The following is an 18127-nucleotide window of genomic DNA, read 5'->3' as shown; positions in this document are numbered from 1 at the left end:
TATCCTACTCAAATAATAATTTTAAAATTTCTTCTTTGTCAATTCCGCCAAAATAATCATCTAAATTAATTTTGTCCAAAATAGAACTAATTTTATCTTTATCATATGCTACACCTATAAATAAATCAACAATTTCTGAAGTATCTTTTCTTGATAAGAAATCTCCTTCAAAATTGATATTTTTAATCACATTTTTTTCTACTTCAACTTTTACTTGTAAAATGCCTTTATCAAATTTTGCAATATTACTAAAGTTAAAAGGTGGATTAGATCCATAAATTCATGCTTCACTTTGGCGCAGTTCAGCAATTATAGGAATTTGTTTTAAATAATCATCTTTAATTTCTAAATATTGAGCATTATATTTCTGTATTAAAAAATCGACTAATTTATTTAAAAATTCTTCACTAGTAATTTTAGTTTCTAATTCATCAATAATATTAGTTACTCTTTGGCGAATACTTTCAATTCCCTTTGATACAATTTTTAGCTTTGAGGGAACTAAATATTCACCCAATTTTGCTAAATTAGCATTAAACAAAATTGTGCCATGATGAAACATTCGATTTTTGTAAATATACTGTGCATTTCCTGAAACTTTAGCTCCGTTAACTTCTAAGTCATTTCTTCCTTTGAATCTTGCATCTAACCCTAAAGTTTTTAAAAATTCAATTATAGGTCCTAAAAATTTTTCATATCCATGGTCATTTTTGTTGGTAATAAATGAAAAATTAATGTTTCCTAAATCATGATAAACTGCTCCGCCACCTGAAAGACGTCTTGCAATTTCTACATTGTCTCTTTTAACTGCATCTATTTTTACTTCTTGATGAGTATTTTGATTTCTTCCAATAATTACTGCATTTGAATGTTGGTAAAGCATAATAACATCTTCATCTAAATCTGGATCCTTTAGAATAATTTCTTCTAAAACTAAATTAAAATATGGTGTGTGTGTTTTACTTAAATAAATTTTCATTTTTGCCTCTTTTTTAATAAATTTATCTTTCTAAAAAAACTTTTTTTAAAACATAAAGTATCAAGTAATTTAAATATTTTTATTTTAATGAAAAAAACATTTTTTATTTAAAAAATAGTAAAATTATGATGATTTATATTTTAAGCAATTTTGCTTATTTCAAAAATAAAACAAATATTAATGCAAATTAATAATTTAATTTTAACAAAGGAAAAATATGAGAATTATTTCAATTGGTGCAAACCATGCTGGTACTTCATTTCTGAGGACACTTTCAAAGTTATCGAAAGAACATGAAATTGTTGCATATGATAGCAATACAGACATTTCATTTTTAGGATGTGGTATTGCTTTATGAGTAGGTGGAGAATTCGAAGAGCCATCAGGCTTATTCTACTCAAATGTTGAAGAATTAAAATCACTAGGTATTGATGTTAAATTACAACACAAAGTAATTTCATTAGACCATAAAAATAAAACTGTTGTAGTAAAAAATCTTGTAACTGGTGAAGAATTTCAAGATAAATATGACAAACTAGTTTTTGCAGGTGGAACATGACCAATTGTGCCACCATTTGAAGGTGTACAATTAAAAAATATTTTACTTTCAAAAACTTTTACACATGCAAAAGAAATTAAAAAGCAAGCATTAAACCCAGAAGTGAAAGAAGTTGTTGTTATTGGAGCTGGATATATCGGAATTGAATTAGTTGAAGCTTTTCATAAATACAACAAAAAAGTAACTTTAGTGGATATGCAAGAAAGAATTATTCCTAATTATTTTGATGAAGAATTCACAACAAAAGTAGAACAAAAAATGGTTCAAGAAGGAATTAAATTACAGCTAGGAGAAAAAGTTGTTAAATTTAATTCTGAAGATGGTGAACACGTTTCTTCTGTTGTAACTGATAAAGGCGAATACAAAGCACAATTAGTAATTTTAGCAATTGGCTTTAAACCAAATACAGAATTATTAGAAGGATTTGACAAACTAAAAAACGGAGCTGTTAAAGTTGATCAATTTCAAAGAACACTAACTGATAAAGATGTTTATGCAATCGGTGATTCAGCAGCTTTAAGACATAACTCAATTGAAGATTACGCACACGTTGCACTTGCAACCAATGCTGTTAAAACAGGTATTGTTACTGCATTTCATGTTTCAGGAAAAGAATTACCATTTCCAGGAGTCCAAGGAACAAACGCCATCCACGTATTCGGATTTAATTATGCTTCAACTGGTTTTTCAGTTCATGGTTGTCAACAAAACCCAGAACTTCAAAATGTAGAAGCTGCTTCATATGTAGAAGACTGAGATAGAAATGAATTTATGCAGGAAAAATATCGTGTATGATTCAAATTAACTTATGATAAAAACACATTAAGAATTTTAGGGGCTCAAATCGGTTCAGAAGGCGTAAGCCACACTGAAGTAATGTATGCTTTATCATTGGCAATTCAACAAAAATTGACCCTTCCTGATTTAGCTTTAATGGATTATTATTTCTTACCACACTACAATAAACCATTTAATTTTATTATTACATCAGCACTAAATGCCTTAGGTTTAAAATACTAATTTTCGAATTATTTAAAATAAAAAATAGCAAACAAAATATCTTAAATTTTGTAATGGCTATTTTTTATTTGTTTAAGTTTTAATATTAAACTAAATAAAATAAAGTATAATAAAAACCATTATGATCAAAGTTAAAAATCTTACATTTAAATATTCCGGCGAATCTGATTATAAAGCATTAGATAATTTAAATATTCATTTTAAGCCTTCTTCATACATTGCAATTTTGGGACATAATGGTTCAGGTAAAAGTACATTATCAAAACTACTTGTAGGCATTTTAACGCCTACCGAAGGTGAGATTGAAATTGACGGAATTATTATGAATCAAAAGAATATGATTGAAATTCGGAAAAGAATTGGAATTATTTTTCAAAATCCTGATAATCAATTCGTAGGATCAACAGTTGAAGATGACATTGCTTTTGGTCTAGAAAATAAAAATATGAGTCAAGCAGAAATGCATGAAAAAGTTCAACAACTTGCAAAAAAAGTTGGAATGCTCGAACACTTAGATCGTGAACCTTATAACCTTTCTGGTGGTCAAAAACAGCGAATTGCAATCGCGTCTACTTTAGCTTTAGATCCTAAAATTATAATTTTCGATGAAGTAACTTCGATGTTAGATCCTCAAGGTAAAGCTGATGTTATTTCTATTATTAAAGAAATACAACAAAAAAGAGATAAAACATTAATTTCTATTACTCATGATATGGATGAAGCCATTCTAGCTGATCAAGTACTTGTTTTAGCAAATGGGAAATTAGTAGCTTTTGGTTCACCAAAAGATATTTTAAAAGATAAAAAAATTATCGACATTGCAAAAATTGATTCGCCTTTTATTTATAAACTTTCTGAACAAATTAACGGAATTGATCCCACTTATAATGAAGATGAACTGGTGGCACAAATATGCAAATAAATACTAAAAATATTGTAAAAGTTTATGATAAAGGTTTAAAAACTGAATTCAATGCTATTGATGATGTTACTGCTGAAATTAAACAAGGCGAATTTATTGCAATCATCGGTCAAACTGGTAGTGGAAAAACTACTTTTATTGAACATTTAAATTCACTATTAGTTCCTGATAAAGGACAAGTGGAATATTTTTATCGTGATTTAGATAAAAAAACTAAAGAAGAAATTAATGTATATAAAATTGTCAAAAAGAAATTTTTTCAAAAAATAAAAAAAATCAAAGAAATTCGTCGCCGTGTAGGAATTGTTTTTCAATTTGCTGAATATCAACTTTTTGAATCAACTGTTGAAAAGGATATTATGTTTGGTCCTTTGTCAATGGGAGTATCAAAAGAAGAAGCTCAAGAACGAGCTAAAAAATACATTGAATTAGTTGGCTTAAGTGAAGATTTTTTAAAGAAAAATCCTTTAAATTTGTCAGGTGGACAAAAAAGAAGAGTGGCTATCGCCGGTATTTTATCAATGGAACCTGACATCCTGATTTTTGACGAACCCACTGCTGGTTTAGATCCTTTTGGGATTCATCAAACATTAGAAACTTTTGATAAAATTCACAAGTTAGGAAAAACCATTATTATGGTAACCCATGATTTAGATAATGTTTTAGAATGAACAAAAAGAGTAATTGTTTTTAAAAAGGGTAAAATTATTAAAGATGGTCCAACATATGATGTTTTAGAAGACGTAGATTTTCTAGCAAAAAATAATATGAAGCCGCCAAAAATTTTAGCTTTTAGAGATACCTTAAAACAAAAAGGAATAGATCTTGGAAAGGTTAAATCTATTAGTGAAATGGCAAACAAAATTACAGGATATTTAAAAACAAAAATTAAAAATAAAAAATAAGGAATCTAATGAATATAGTAATCGGTAAATATATCCCTATGGATACATTTTTACACAAAATGGATCCAAGGTTAAAGATTTTAATCAATTTAGCTTACATCATTTTGTTTTTTATTGTAAGCCATTTTATTACTTTAATGTTTTTATTTGCTATTGCTGTAGTTGGGTTTATTATAGCTTCAAAAAAACCTTGAAATTTAATAAAAATGATTAAAATGCCTTTTATTGTTTTTATAGTAATTTTACTTATAAATACTTTCGTTATTAAAGAACCAGAAATTCGTAGATCAGTAGAATCTATACCTTATTTAAATCCTGAAGTGCGAGATTTTTTTACAACCATTTGAAAAACATGAAATATTAATCAAACACAAAGTTGAAATATTAGTTATGCAATTGTTCTAAAATCTTTTTTAATTGCTTTTAGAATTTATTCAATGATTTTGGTAACAACAATCCTAACCTTATCAACTAAGCCTGTTTTATTCACTAAAGCAATTGAAGATTTACTTTTTCCTTTTAAATTAATCAAAATTCCTGTAAATATCATTGCTATGATTATTTCAATTGCTTTAAGATTTATTCCTACCTTATTAGATGAAGCAAACAGAATTATGAAAGCTCAAGCCTCAAGAGGGGTAGATTTTAAAAACGGTAAAGTTTCAGAAAAAGTTAAATCAATGGTGACTTTAACTGTTCCTTTATTTGTTATCGCCTTTGGTCGTGCTAATGATTTGGCTAACGCTATGGAAGTAAGAGGGTATGATCCTTATGCAAAAAGAACCAAATATCGATCATTAAAATGAAAATGATCAGATCTTTTAGTAGCTTTAACTGCAATTGGAATTATTATATTTATCGCACTATTTGAAACAAATGTTGCGGGTATGATGGAACATTTACCTGCATGATTCCAGTATACTAATATTAAAATTTAGTAATATTTAGAAAAATCAGTTTAACTGATTTTTTAATTTTTAAATAACATTAAAACGGGTGAAAAAATGAAAAAAGTTGAATCACTTAACAAAATAAAAGAATTAAGAAAAAAGATTCAGCAGTGAAATCATGAATATTTTGATTTACAAAAACCTTCTGTGTCTGATCAAGTTTATGATGCTAATTTATATTTACTAGAAAAGCTAGAAAAAGAATTGAATATATTAAATTTAAATGATGAAGAACTAGCGAATTCACCTTCACAAAATATTGGTGCAAACATTGATAATCGTTTTTCAAAACATATTCATAAAGTACCAATGCTTTCCTTAAATAAAGCTTATTCTTTGCAAGATTTAGAAAAATTCTCAGAAAGAATTGCTAAGCAATTTAATAATTTTAATTTTTATTGTGAACCTAAAATTGATGGTTTATCAATTTCACTACATTATAAAAAAGGAAAGCTCGTTTTAGCTTTAACACGAGGTAATGGAGTTGAAGGTGAAGATGTAACGCATAATGTTTTACAAATTAAGGATATTCCTCAAAAAATTAAGTATCAAGAAGAACTAGAAGTTCGCGGTGAAATTTACTTATCAAAAAAGGAATTTGAAAAAATCAATGCAAAACTTTTAAAAGAATGTAAACAAACATATGCAAATGCTAGAAATTTAGCATCAGGAACAATGCGCCAATTAAATTCTGAAATTGTTTATGAAAGAAATTTGAATGCTTTTATTTATTATGTTGTTGAACCTTTAAAACATAATTTACTAACTTATTCTGATGCAATATTTTTTTTAAAAAATAATAATTTTCCTGTCAATAATGAAGGAAAACAATTTCAAACAATTCATGAATGTTATCAGTTTATTAAAAATATAGAAACTCAAAAAAATACTTGGAATTATGATGTTGATGGAATAGTTGTAAAGTTAGAACAGTTTAACTACTATGATGAGTTAGGTTTTACAAGTAAATTTCCTCATAGTGCAATTGCTTTTAAATATGACGATGAAATTGCACAAACAAAATTGCTAAATATTTTTCCAACTGTGGGTCGAACAGGAATTATTACATATAATGCAAAATTAGAACCAGTATTTATTAATGGAACAATTGTATCGGCTGCGACTTTGCATAATTATACTTACATTGAAAAATTAAAAATTTCTATTAATGATATTGTAAAAATTAAAAAAGCAGGTGAAATCATTCCTAAAGTTGTCGCTTCATTAGCATCACGAGATCAAACAACATACCAAAGAATTGATTTTTGTCCTTCTTGTAATTCTCAATTAATTTTAAGTGAAACACACATCGATCAATTTTGTACTAATTCAGAATGCCCTGAAGTAAATATCAAAAAAATCATTCATTTTATTTCAAAATCAGGGCTAAATATTGAAGGTATCGGTGAAAAACAAGTTAGATTATTTTTTAAACATAATTTTTTACAAAATCCAATAGATATTTTTAATTTAGAAAAATACAAAAAAGATATTTTAAAATTAGAAGGATTTCAAAAAAAATCGGTTAATAATATTTTAGAGGCAATTCAAAAAGCTAAAACAACAAAATTATCTTCATTATTATCTGCTTTAGGAATTAAATATATTGGTGCTAGAACAGCAAAATTTCTGGCAAATAAAATCCCAAAATTAGCTGATTATTTAACTTTTGACTTTAATAATTTAATCAATGAAAAAGATATTGGTCCTAAAACTATTACAGGATTAAAAGATTTTTTTACAAATGAAGTAAATAAAAAAATATGACTAAAAATACAAGAAATTGATTGAAATTTTGAAGAATATATCAAAAATAATTCTCAAAAATTAACTGGTATTACTTTTGTAATTACAGGAACTTTGCAACAAACTCGTAAAACAATTCAAGAGTTTTTAGAATCTCATGGAGCTAAAATTAGTTCTACAATTTCTAAAAATACAAATTATCTAATTTATGGACTAAATCCAGGATCAAAACTAGCTAAAGCTAATGAATTAAGCATAAAAACACTAAGTGAAATTGAATATATGGAATTTATTGATAAATTACTTAAATAATTTAGTTTTTTTGATAAAATTTTTATACTTTAAATTTTATTATCAATTTATCAATTATTTTAAGGAGAAATTTTAATGGTCAAAATTAGATTAAAACGTCTTGGAAGTAAATATAATCCATTTTATAAATTAGTAGCTGCAGATGCCCGTTCACCTAGAGACGGAAGATTTATTGAAATGCTAGGATATTACAATCCTAAAAGTAAAGAATTAAAACTTGAAAAAGAATTAATTCTAAAATGACTTGGAGATGGTGCAGTTCCAACCGATTCAGCTAAAAAACTTTTAAGAAAAGAATCATTAATTGAAACATTTGTTAGAACTAAATAATCAAAAACAATTTTAAATTTTTAATTCCTAATGATGAAAATTAATTTTTTAACATTATTTCCAAATTATTTTGAAGCTTTTAAAAATGAATCAATTATTGCTAAAGCAATTGAAAAAAAAATAATTGAAATAAATGTTATAAATATTCGTGATTTTAGTCAAAATAAACACAGAAAAGTTGATGATGAAATTTATGGTGGTGGTCATGGACTTTTGATGACAATTGAACCAATTTTTTTAGCTTTAAAAAAGCTTCAAGGAAAAAAAATTGTTTTATCACCGCAAGGAAAAACTTTTACACAAAGTGATGCAAATCGTTTATCAAAAGAAGCAGAAATTACTTTAATAGCTGGACGCTATGAAGGTTTTGATGAAAGAATTATTGATCATTTGATAGACGAAGAAATTTCTATAGGTGATTATGTATTAACTGGCGGAGAATTACCCGCTATGGTTGTAGCTGATGCCATTATTCGTTTAGTAGAAGGTGTAATTAAAAAAGAATCATATCAATTTGATTCTTTTCAAAACGAAGGCTTACTCGATTACCCTCAGTATACAAGACCTAGAGATTTTAACGGAATGAAAGTTCCTGAAGTTCTTTTCAATGGTAATCACAAAGAAATTGAAGTCTGAAGAAAAGAACAACAATGAAAAAAAACGCAAAAAAATAGGCCTGATATTATTGAAAGGATTAAAAATGCAAAATAGATTAATTGATTTAGTTGAAAATTCACAAATTAGAAATGATTTACCTGATTTTAGAGTTGGAGATAACCTAAAAGTTCATGTAAGAATTAAAGAAGGTAGTAAAGAAAGAATTCAGATTTTTGAAGGATTAGTTATTGCTAAAAAACATCAAGGAACCAAAGAAACTTTTACAGTTAGAAAAATTTCATATGGTGTAGGTGTTGAAAGAACTTTTCCTGTTAACTCACCACTAATTTCTACAATTGAAGTTGTTAGATCAAACAAAATTCGTCGTGCAAAACTTTACTACATGCGTGATCGTAAAGGTAAATCAGCAAGACTTAAAGAACTTAGAAGACCAGTTGTTAAAACTGCTAAATAATACAGGTTTTATAAAACTGATATTTAAATTAGAAGCATTTTTTATTTAAACTAAATAAAAAATGTAACATTGTTTGTTACATTTCTAGACACTTTCGTGATATGGTGCCAACAACAGGAATCGAACCTGCGACCCCATCCTTACCATGGATGTGCTCTGCCTACTGAGCTATGATGGCTAATAGAAAAATTTTAGCACATTTTAAAATAAGTTAAATAAAAAAATAACTGATAAAATTTTAATTTTCAACAAAGAAAATTGACTTAAAAATGTCAATTTTTTTATGAAAAACAAATTTTATTAAAATATAAAATTATCTAGTTTTATGAACATAAAAAATTATAAATTATGAAATTACTCGATTATTATAATTATCTTGTTAAATGAGTTCAAGAATCAGTCAAAAATGCTAAGTGCGATGGAGTAATTGTAGGGCTTTCTGGAGGGATTGATTCTTCAGTTGTAGCAGCAATTGCCAAAGATGCTTTTCCTAACAATTCACTAGGTTTAATTATGCCAATTGAATCCAGTGATCAAGATTTAAAAGATGCCATTTCTGTGGTACAAAAATTAGATTTATCATTTGAAATTGTTGATTTAAATGAAACTTTTAAAGTAATGACTTCACATTTACCTGTAGTAAATAAATTAGCAATTGCCAATATCAAGCCAAGACTAAGAATGACTACTTTATATGCTTTTGCTCAAGAAAAAAAATATTTAGTTTTAGGAACTGACAATATGGCGGAAATGTTTTTAGGTTATTTCACTAAATACGGTGATGGTGGAGTTGATCTTTTGCCTATTGTACATTTAACTAAAATGGAGGTTTTTGAGCTGGCAAAATTAATAGGTATTCCTCAACAAATTATTGAAAAGAAACCTTCAGCAGGTTTATGAGAAAATCAAGAAGATGAACAAGAACTAGGATTTAGTTATGAAGATTTTGATAATTATGTTTATAATAAATCTAGTTTAGATAGAGAAACTATAAAAAAAATTGAACTACAACATCAAATTACAGAACATAAAAGAAAATCAATTCCTCAACCGGAAAAATTTTTAAAATAAAAACATTTATATCGAGGTAATAAAAAAATGGCTGGACATTCAAAATGAGCTAATATTAAACACCGAAAAGGTGCACAAGACGCTTTAAGGGGAAAAATATTTGCCAAATTTTCAAAAGAGATTATGGTAGCTGCAGCACGTGGCGGTGGCGATATTGAAAGTAATGCGGCCTTGCGTTTAATTGTTTCAAAAGCAAGAACAAAATCAATGCCTAAAGCAAATATTGAAAAAGCAATCGCCAAAGCTACAGGTTCTTCTAAAGAAGGAATAGATTTTAAAGAAATCATTTATTCAGGATCGTTACCGGGCGGAGTACAAGTGCTAGTTTTAGGTTTAACAGATAATACAAACCGGATAACTTCAAATATACAAGCATATTTTAAAAAAGCTGGTGGACAAATTGGAAAACAAGGGACAATTCCTTATGTTTTTAAACAAAGAGGATTAATTGAAATAAAAAAAGACGCAGTTGATGAAGAAACCTTAATGATGTTTGCATTAGATAATGGTGCTGAGGATTTTATTTCAGAAGATGTAGAAAATTATGAAATTTATTCAAACCCCTCAGATTTTATGACATTAAAAGAAGCTTTAGATAAAGAATTTAGTTTAGAATACATAACAGCTGAAGTAACTTATATTCCAGAAATGGAAGTTGATTTATCAAAAGAATCTACTGAAAAATTACTAAATCATATAGAAAAAATGGAAGACGATGAAGATGTTCAAGAAGTTTTTCATAATATAAACCTTTCAGTTTTAGAAGAATAATATATAAAAAAATCACATTTTTTATTGATGTGATTTTTTTATATATTATTTCAAAAAGCCCACTTAAATTAATTTTAAAATAAAAAAATCTCTCTTGCTCTAAGAGAGATTAGTGCATTATTATAATTTTTTATTTTAAATAAATAACTCTGGGAATTTAAAAATATTTACCGGAATTAAATTATGATAATTTTGCTAAGTGTTTTAGAACTCTTACATATTGGTTAACATATGAAGATTCGTTGTCGTATCATGTATACAATTTATAAATTGTTTTACCATCTACTGTCATTGATTTTGTTAAAGTAGCATCGAAAATTGAACCATGTGTTTCTCTAACAATATCACTTGAAACGATTGGTTCATCGCAGTAAGCGAATGAATCTGAAGCATTTTTCTTCATTAAAGCATTAATTTCTTCAACTGATGGTGTTTTTTCTAATTCGACAACTAAGTCAACAAATGAACCTGTAATAACCGGAACTCTAACAGCGATTCCATCCATTTTTCCTTCTAATGAAGGTACAACTAAACCAATTGCTTTTGCAGCTCCTGTTGATGAAGGCACAATGTTTGCACCAGCAGCTCTAGCTCTTCTTAGATCTGAGTGAGGTGCATCTTGCAATCTTTGATCAGCTGTATAAGCATGAATTGTTGACATGTATCCTTTAACAATTTTGTATTCTTTATCTAGAAAGTGAACAACAGGTGCTAAAGCATTAGTTGTACATGAAGCAGCTGAAACGATTGTGTCTTCTGCTGATAATTTTTCATGGTTAACATTGTAAACAACTGTTTTAACACCACCTGTTGCTGGTGCAGAAATAAGAACTTTTTTAGCACCGGCTTCAATGTGTTTTGCAGCTCCGTCTTTTGAAGTGAAGAATCCTGTTGATTCAACAACTACATCTACACCTAATTCTTTTCAAGGTAAGTTTTGTGGGTCTCTTTCAGCAAAGATTTTAATTGTTTTTCCATTAACAATCAGACCATCTTCTGAAGTTTCAACAGTCCCTTCAAAACGTCCATGTGCTGTGTCGTATTTTAATAAATGTGCTAGTGTTTTTGGGTTTGTTAAGTCGTTAATCGCAACAACTTCAACATCTGATGATTTAGATAAAACTCTGAAAACTAGTCTTCCGATTCTACCAAAACCATTAATTGCTATTTTTTTCATAAATTCCTTTCAATTTAAAACTTGAAATTTCTTGATTGATTAATCTATTTAATTTTAAATAATTTTTTAAATTTTTAAAGCATTTAAAATTATCAATTACAAGTTAGTATTTAATATGCTAATTATATATTATTAAACATTATTATTTTTTATATTTTTGCATTTATATAATTTTGTTTTTTTGTGTTAAAAATGAAATTTTAAGCCATTTTTATAACGAAAGTTTTTAATATATTATAAATAAGTGCAAAAATCCCCTTTTTTTAAAATATTTTTTGCTTTTATAGTATATTAGTATTTTATATGAATAATATTTTAGTGATAGTGGAGTCTCCAAGTAAAGAAAAAACGATTCAAAAATATTTAGGTGATAAATATGAAGTCATGTCTTCAGTAGGTCATATTGCAAAAATGAAAACTACTGGAAAAATGGGATTAGGTATTAATTTTGAAACTTGAGAGCCACAATATTCAATTGACCCGACTAAAAAAGAAATAGTCAAGAATTTAAAAAGAGCTGCAAAAAAAGCTTCACAAGTTTTAATTGCAACTGACCCCGACCGTGAGGGTGAAGCAATTGGGGATAATTTAGTTTCATTTTTAGCTATTAATGAAAAATATAAAAGAATTAAATATAATGAAATTACTAAAGAAGCAATTTTGAATGCAATTAAAAATCCTCTATTAATTGATGAAAATCTTGTAAAAGCACAAAAATCTCGTCGTATGTTAGATAGAATTATAGGATTTCGTTTATCAAAATTAATTAGTTCGAAAATTGTTAATTCACCAATCAATCCAAGTGCTGGAAGAGTGCAATCAATTGCTCTAAAATTGATTGTTGATCGCGAGAAAGAAATTGAAGCATTTGTACCTATTAATTATTTTATAATTGAAGCTAAAATTAATGCTTCAACCTCTGCAACTCTTTATAAAAAAAATGATAAAAAAGACTGAGAAAATACTTGAGTTTCACAAGCAGAAGCTGAAGAAATCATGAAAGAACTTCAAGGTAATTTAATAATTAATGAAATTAAAAAAAGTAAAAGAACAGAAATGCGTGCAACTCCATTTAAACAATCTGTTTTATATAAAAGAGCAGCTCTTTCTTCTTCAACAGTTCAATCTGCAATGCAAAAACTTTATGAAGGTTATGATGATGGTGGATTAATTTCATATCCAAGAACAGATTCAACAAGACTTTCCGAAACTTTTATTGCACAAGCTAAAGCTTATGTTGCCAAAAAATTTGGTGAAGAATATGTCTCAAAGTCAATCAAAGGATTTGCTGGTGATCAAAATGCTCATGAGGCAATTCGCCCTACAGATATTACTCTGACACCTGAAGATGCTGCAAAGCATTTTCCAATGTCAGCAACAGAATTAAAAGTTTATACATTAATTTATAATAATACAATACAAGCTGTAATGGAACCTCCTGTCAAAGAATTTTTGCATTATAAATTAAATAATAATGGCCATGAATTTAGAATGCACTACTCAAAAGTTATTTTTGATGGGTATTATATTTTTACAGGAAATGACAGTAAAAATGAAGAATTACCAGTACATAAAGTTGGGGATGAAATTACTGTTAAACAATATGTTTCAGAAGGACATGAGACAAAACCACCAGCTAGATATAATGATGGGTCTTTAATTGAAGCTTTAGATGAGATTAAAGTTGGTAGACCTTCAACTTTTTCTTCGACAGTAAAAATTATTAAAGATCGTGCTTATGCCGAACTAGAAGGTAGAGCACTAAAACCTACAGAATTTGGAAGATTAGTACTTGACATACTAATTACAAATTTCCCTACAATTATTAATGAAAAATATACATCACAATTAGAAAGTGAATTAGACCAAATTTCAGAGGGTGAAATTAACTATAAAAATGTGATGGATAATTTTTGAGATAAATTTAATAAATCAATTGAAGATAGTTTAGATAAAATAGAAAAAAAAGTTATCCCTTTAGAAAGTGTTGGAGAAATTTGTCCAGAAGATGGTTCAGAATTAGTTTACCGTCATAATAAAAAAAATGGTCAGAGATTTATTGCTTGTTCAGGATTTCCTAAATGTCGTTTTCTAAAATCTGATCCTAATGCTAAACCAACTTTTAGAAGAAAATATCCAGCTAAAAAAGATAAAGAAAAAAAAGCTGAATAATTTATATAATTTTAAAAATAGCATTATGCTATTTTTTTTATTTTTATAAAATAACTATTAATTTTTAAAAAACAATTAACCTTTAAATAATTCATTATATTATTAATTTTTTATATAATTAATTCAGGGTAATTTTGGTATACTTAATTGATTTAATATTTAATCTTACTATAAGATTTTTTATCTTTTTTTAATTACTAAAAACAAAAATATAGAAGAAATTAAGTATATTTTACATTTACTTTAATATAGCAAGGAAACGATAAAATGGCATTTTCAATTTTAAAAAAACAAAAAACCAAAGCAGATTTTGTTAATGAGCATTATGATGAAAAAAATGTAAATTTAGTTAAAAATGTTATTCAAGATAGTGATGAAGTTATTACTGATATTTATCATATGATTAATAAAACAGTTGATAATCCTTCAAAAAATGAAATAAGCATTTATCGAAAATCATTATTAAAATTATTAAATTCTAAAAATGATGAAAAATTTAGATATATTTATGAAATTGCTGCAAAGGCAGTTTTTGATTATAAAGAAAAAGAAGAAAAAAGAATTACAAGATTACAGAATGAAGTTCTTGTTAGTCCCAATATCTTTACTATAACTTGAGCAGAAATTAATGCTAATATAAAAAATAGTTTAGAAAATTTATCTGAAATTGATCCTGAATCAATCAAATATGCATTCATTGAGGAACATCGTAGATTATTAGATTTAAAAAATAAAATTAACAAAATGATTGCTTTAGGAATTGATGTTCCTAATGCTAAAAAAGCTTTAGAAGTTAATGAAAAAACATTCTTAAAATTAACAGATTTAATCAATATTTTTATGTTAGAAAATTTTAATGATGTAAGTTCAATGGTCCAAGAAATTGAAGTTTTTGAAAAACAATATAATATTGATGAAAAAACACCTAATTCTGTATTTATTGATGCAAATTATAAAAAAATCACTAATTTAGCAGATCCTAAAATTTTAAGTGATGCTGCAACTAAAAATTATGTAGATCAACAAATCCAATTTTTATTAAAAAGAATTGAAAGTAAAAAAAATAAGTAAATTAAAAAGGAACGAATTATGAAACATAAATTAAAAAATAAAATTAACCAAATTAGTAATTCAATTTCTCAAGTTATTGTTGAAAGAGATGCAATTGTTAAATTGTGTATTTTAGGAATTTTTTCAAAAGAATCAGTATTTTTACTAGGACCACCCGGGATTGCTAAATCATTAATTTCAAGAAAAATTTCATCTGTTTTTAAAAATTCAAAGCAATTTGAAGTTTTAATGAATAAATTTACCTTAACTGATGAAATTTTTGGTCCAATTGATATTCTGGCTCTTAAAGAAGGGCGTTTTAAAAGAAAAATTGATGGCTATTTACCAGATGCTAACATTGCTTTTTTAGATGAAATTTGAAAAGCTTCTTCTTCAATTCAAAATACTTTGTTAACAATTATTAATGAAAAAATCTTTGTTAATGATGGTGAAATAGAAAAAGTCGATTTATATTTCTTAATAGCTGCATCTAACGAACTTCCAGAAAGAAAGCAAAATTTGGAAGCCTTGTGAGATAGATTTTTAATGAAATTTAATATTGAACCAATTCAAGATGAGAAAAATTTTGTTAATATGATCACAAATCAAGAAGATGTTTTAGCTCATAAAACAATAAGTGATAAAGATATCATTGATTTTAAAATTGTAAACGAAGTATATAACGAATTAAAAACCATTAAAGTGGATGAAGATGTTTTAAATTTTATTTTGGAAACTAAAAAAGAGATTAAAAAACAAAATGATAAAGTTTTAAAACAAAATCCTTTTGCTGATGGATTTGACCAATTTTATGTTTCAGATAGAAAATGAAAGAAAAATGTTAATTTATTAAAAGCATCTGCTTATTTAAACGAAAGAGAAAGTGTAAATCTAACCGATTTAAATATTATTTATTACACATTATGAAATAATTTAGAACAATTTGATTTTTATAAAAAATTCATCGGAAATAAATTGTATGAATTTAAATATAAAAAAATCTTTGATACTAAATTTGCAGAGCTTAGTCAGTTACGAGAAAAATTAATTAAATTTACCACTAGAGTAACCGAAAAAGAAAGAGTTGTAATTAAAGCTGTTGAAAATGAAAAAGGTTTACAATTCAATAGATTTGTTGATGAAAATAAAAATATTTACTATCTTTTAAAAGAAGATATGGATTCAATATCTACAAAAGCAGATTTAAAAATTGACTGACTAATTTCATATGTTACAGAAGAAGAATTTAATTTATCAAAAATTCCAACTAAGAAATTTTTAGTAAAATATAGCAATTCAAGTTTTTATATTTATGAAAACAATGATGAATCAGAACGAATGATCGAAATCATAACAGAATTTGTGAAAGAGAAATACAATGAGTATGAATTAATCAGAATTTCTGATTTAGCACTTGAAGAATGGGAAATTGATAAGAATAAATTTCTGACATCAATTGAAAAAGAGATCAAGCAAATTGAAAAATACAAAAAAACAGTTGAAGCTGAAGAGGTTAATATTTTTTGAGACCGTTCAATTATTGAAGATGAATTAAATTCAGCAACAAAAGCACAAGATAAATTGAGAGAACTAAAAACCAAAGTTAATGCATTTGATGAAGAAAAAAATAGACTAAAATTTGGTTTTACATTAACTAATATAGATACTTTATTTTCTTTAGATAAAAAGGAATAAAAAATGCAAGTATCTAAACAAACAGTTATTAATATAATCACAGAAATTGTTAAAAATAACGACGCTATTGTAATCAAGATATATAACAAATTAGAAAATAAACAGATATCTGTTGTGCATTTTGCAAACACTGTTAAAAATTATCGTCTTAAGATTTTAACTAATATAAAATTAGGAAAATTAAAAAAATATTATCAATTTTTTCCTGTATTAGAATTATTTAAAACTGAAAAATTACTTGAAACAAGTGATAATTTAACTATTTCAGGTGAAAAAAAATACGCTTTAAGTGCTCTTAGAAATTTAATAAAAGAGGAAAAACTAATTCCTACTAAGAAACTAGGAAATAATATCCTTTGAGACTTAGTTAATGAAGAACAAGTTAAATCTAATTACAATTTAAAAAATTATCAATTATTTTTAGAGACTCTAAAAAAAGATAAAACTATTTTAGATTTTATCAATTCTCTAGGAGGGACTTTACAAATTCAAAATAAAGGAGACACTAATTTTGAATTTGAGATTTCTAATCTTTTAAATGTTCCAGAAGAGTTTTTTTCTTTGATTCAATCAGATGATTTAAGAAATATTTTTTATTTAGAATTAATAAATTTAACAGAAAAAGAATTAGAAATCATTTTCTTAAAAAAAGTAATTGATAAAAACCTTATCACTTATTTATTAAAAAAAGACGATTTCATTCAGATTCCTAATATTCTAAATCCAAATGATGATGAAAGACATAAAGGTGCACTAATTGTTATGATTGATACATCTGGTTCTATGCTTGGAACTTCAGAAATCATAGCAAAATACATTGCTATTTTAATTACAGAAACATTAATGGCTCAAAAAAAGAAATCTATTATTAACTAATTTTGGTATGGATGATCTTTTTATGGAAATTAGCTATAATCAATCATTTACAACTATCATGCAAAAAGTGCATCAGTTTTTAAACTATTCATTTTATGGTGGTACTGATTTAACCAATCCTTTAGAAACTGTTTTAAGAAAAACTACAGCTGATGAAAATTTTACTTATTCAGATATTATAATCATTTCTGATTTCTTATTTAAACTTCCAGAGTTAAATTCAGATCTGGAAGAAAAGTATAGATTATTTAAACAGCACAAAAATAGAATAATTGGCTTAGAAATTAATTCTAATAATTTTAAGAAGAAAACCATTACTAAATTCCTTGATGAACATTATGTTTATTTCTACAATTTTGATCGAAGATATGATAGAGAAAAAGTTTTAGACGCTTTTAAAAATAATTTTTCAAGAGAAACATATAACTTGTCTGAACATGAGAATTTAGATAAAATTTCTTTTGCAGGAATATTAAGAAAAATGTAAAACATAAAGCTTTTGATTGCTTTATGTTTTTTC

17 protein-coding genes and 1 tRNA gene are annotated in these 18127 nt (G+C 26.3%); 15 read left to right on the top strand and 3 right to left on the bottom strand.

Features of this window, described 5'->3' with window-relative positions:
* Positions 1-4 precede the first annotated feature (4 nt).
* Positions 5-979, bottom strand: a complete 975-nt coding sequence (gene lplA, locus NV226_RS01820; RefSeq protein ID WP_258210626.1) for a lipoate--protein ligase — start codon at positions 977-979, stop codon at positions 5-7.
* Between the two features lie 217 nt (positions 980-1196).
* On the opposite strand from lplA, the gene NV226_RS01815 reads away from it, so the two are divergent.
* From NV226_RS01815 to rplS, 8 genes are all read left to right on the top strand, one after another.
* Positions 1197-2558 (top strand): FAD-dependent oxidoreductase, encoded by a 1362-nt coding sequence (locus NV226_RS01815; RefSeq protein WP_258210625.1) that lies wholly within the window; start codon positions 1197-1199, stop codon positions 2556-2558.
* A 121-nt stretch (positions 2559-2679) separates the two neighbouring features.
* Positions 2680-3480, top strand: coding sequence for an energy-coupling factor transporter ATPase (locus tag NV226_RS01810; RefSeq protein ID WP_258210624.1), 801 nt, complete (start codon positions 2680-2682; stop codon positions 3478-3480).
* A complete protein-coding gene (locus NV226_RS01805; RefSeq protein WP_258210623.1) occupies positions 3471-4385 on the top strand; it encodes an energy-coupling factor transporter ATPase in 915 nt (304 codons plus the stop codon). Before NV226_RS01810 ends, NV226_RS01805 begins: the two co-directional genes overlap by 10 nt.
* Before the next feature lie 8 nt (positions 4386-4393).
* Positions 4394-5323 carry an energy-coupling factor transporter transmembrane component T family protein gene (locus NV226_RS01800; RefSeq protein WP_258210622.1) on the top strand — a complete coding sequence of 310 codons (930 nt, stop codon included), beginning with the start codon at positions 4394-4396 and terminating at the stop codon, positions 5321-5323.
* A 66-nt stretch (positions 5324-5389) separates the two neighbouring features.
* Positions 5390-7393, top strand: a complete 2004-nt coding sequence (gene ligA / locus NV226_RS01795) for an NAD-dependent DNA ligase LigA (RefSeq protein ID WP_258210621.1) — start codon at positions 5390-5392, stop codon at positions 7391-7393.
* Positions 7394-7468: 75 nt separating this feature from the next.
* Complete coding sequence (rpsP, locus tag NV226_RS01790; protein WP_308738116.1) at positions 7469-7723, top strand: 30S ribosomal protein S16; 255 nt, start codon at positions 7469-7471, stop codon at positions 7721-7723.
* A gap of 33 nt (positions 7724-7756) precedes the next feature.
* Positions 7757-8434, top strand: a complete 678-nt coding sequence (gene trmD / locus NV226_RS01785; RefSeq protein ID WP_258210620.1) for a tRNA (guanosine(37)-N1)-methyltransferase TrmD — start codon at positions 7757-7759, stop codon at positions 8432-8434.
* A complete protein-coding gene (gene rplS / locus NV226_RS01780; RefSeq protein ID WP_258210619.1) occupies positions 8424-8795 on the top strand; it encodes a 50S ribosomal protein L19 in 372 nt (123 codons plus the stop codon). Before trmD ends, rplS begins: the two co-directional genes overlap by 11 nt.
* Before the next feature lie 102 nt (positions 8796-8897).
* Here the strand turns inward: rplS and NV226_RS01775 are convergent.
* Positions 8898-8973 (bottom strand) — tRNA-Thr (locus NV226_RS01775).
* A gap of 170 nt (positions 8974-9143) precedes the next feature.
* On the opposite strand from NV226_RS01775, the gene nadE reads away from it, so the two are divergent.
* A complete protein-coding gene (nadE, locus tag NV226_RS01770; RefSeq protein ID WP_258210618.1) occupies positions 9144-9866 on the top strand; it encodes an NAD(+) synthase in 723 nt (240 codons plus the stop codon).
* A 27-nt stretch (positions 9867-9893) separates the two neighbouring features.
* On the top strand, positions 9894-10637 hold the full coding sequence (locus NV226_RS01765) for a YebC/PmpR family DNA-binding transcriptional regulator (RefSeq protein WP_258210617.1): 744 nt from the start codon (positions 9894-9896) through the stop codon (positions 10635-10637).
* A gap of 181 nt (positions 10638-10818) precedes the next feature.
* Here NV226_RS01765 and gap read toward each other — a convergent pair whose 3' ends face one another.
* Positions 10819-11814, bottom strand: coding sequence for a type I glyceraldehyde-3-phosphate dehydrogenase (gap, locus tag NV226_RS01760; RefSeq protein WP_258210616.1), 996 nt, complete (start codon positions 11812-11814; stop codon positions 10819-10821).
* A gap of 303 nt (positions 11815-12117) precedes the next feature.
* Here gap and topA point away from each other — a divergent pair, with 303 nt between their 5' ends.
* From topA to NV226_RS01735, 5 genes are all read left to right on the top strand, one after another.
* The gene (gene topA / locus NV226_RS01755) at positions 12118-13986 is read left to right on the top strand and encodes a type I DNA topoisomerase (RefSeq protein WP_258210615.1); all 1869 of its coding nucleotides are present in this window, start codon (positions 12118-12120) and stop codon (positions 13984-13986) included.
* Between the two features lie 267 nt (positions 13987-14253).
* Complete coding sequence (locus NV226_RS01750) at positions 14254-15057, top strand: hypothetical protein (protein ID WP_258210614.1); 804 nt, start codon at positions 14254-14256, stop codon at positions 15055-15057.
* 18 nt (positions 15058-15075) lie between these two features.
* Positions 15076-16731 (top strand): AAA family ATPase, encoded by a 1656-nt coding sequence (locus tag NV226_RS01745; RefSeq protein ID WP_258210613.1) that lies wholly within the window; start codon positions 15076-15078, stop codon positions 16729-16731.
* A gap of 3 nt (positions 16732-16734) precedes the next feature.
* Entirely contained in the window at positions 16735-17607 is an 873-nt protein-coding gene (locus NV226_RS01740; protein WP_258210612.1) for a vWA domain-containing protein, read from the top strand.
* A 22-nt stretch (positions 17608-17629) separates the two neighbouring features.
* Positions 17630-18094 (top strand): hypothetical protein, encoded by a 465-nt coding sequence (locus tag NV226_RS01735; RefSeq protein ID WP_258210611.1) that lies wholly within the window; start codon positions 17630-17632, stop codon positions 18092-18094.
* Positions 18095-18127 lie beyond the last annotated feature (33 nt).

It is taken from the genome of Mycoplasma iguanae (assembly GCF_024722375.1).
In the GTDB taxonomy this organism is placed as follows: domain Bacteria; phylum Bacillota_I; class Bacilli_A; order Mycoplasmatales; family Metamycoplasmataceae; genus Mycoplasma_M; species Mycoplasma_M iguanae.
The sequence above is the reverse complement of the archived record's forward strand: the minus strand, read 5'-3'. Positions and strand labels throughout refer to the sequence as shown.